This is a genomic window from Micromonospora deserti, assembly GCF_003236335.1.
Classification (GTDB): Bacteria; Actinomycetota; Actinomycetes; order Mycobacteriales; family Micromonosporaceae; genus Micromonospora; species Micromonospora deserti.
This window is the reverse complement of record NZ_POUB01000544.1, coordinates 1-608: the sequence shown is the minus strand read 5'-3', so window position 1 is coordinate 608 and position 608 is coordinate 1. Positions and strand designations below refer to the sequence as shown.

Below are 608 nucleotides of genomic sequence, written 5' to 3'. Positions count from 1 at the left end.
GTCTGACCGCCCGCGCCCCCGCCGGCCGGCCAGGCGGACGGGTACGCGGCCATGAACGCCCTGGGTCAGAACGGCACCACCGGGGGCGCGGGCGGTCAGACCGTGACGGTGGATACCGCGAGCGAGTTCCTCGACGCGATCGCGCAGCCCGGTCCGCTGGTGATCCAGGTCTCCGGGGCGATCGACCTGCCCGGGCCGATGCACGACGTCACCTCGGACAAGACCATCGTCGGGCTGGGCTCCACCGGCCGGATCACCGGTGGTGGCCTGAACATCGGGCTGCCGCTCGATGACAGCATCACCTCGCCACCGGCGAACGCCGTGCACAACGTCATCATCCGGAACCTGACCTTCAGCGGCTGGGACGACGACGCCATCAACGTGCAGATGTTCTCCCACCACGTGTGGATGGACCACAACAGTTTCCTCAACACCAGCGGCGTCGACGGCGCGCTGGACGTCAAGCGCGGGTCGGACTACGTGACCATTTCGTGGAACCACAGCACCCACGACAAGAACATGCTGCTCGGACACAGCGACGGCAACGCCGCGCAGGACGAGGGCCGGCTGCACGTGACGTACCATCACAACTTCTTCGACGGCACGCA

1 protein-coding gene is annotated in these 608 nt (G+C 67.4%); it reads left to right on the top strand.

Translation table 11 applies throughout. The features are described from left to right. Positions 1 to 51: 51 nt before the first annotated feature. Positions 52 to 608: pectate lyase family protein (locus C1I99_RS31825; protein WP_369122454.1), on the top strand; the 557-nt coding region annotated here is incomplete at its 3' end.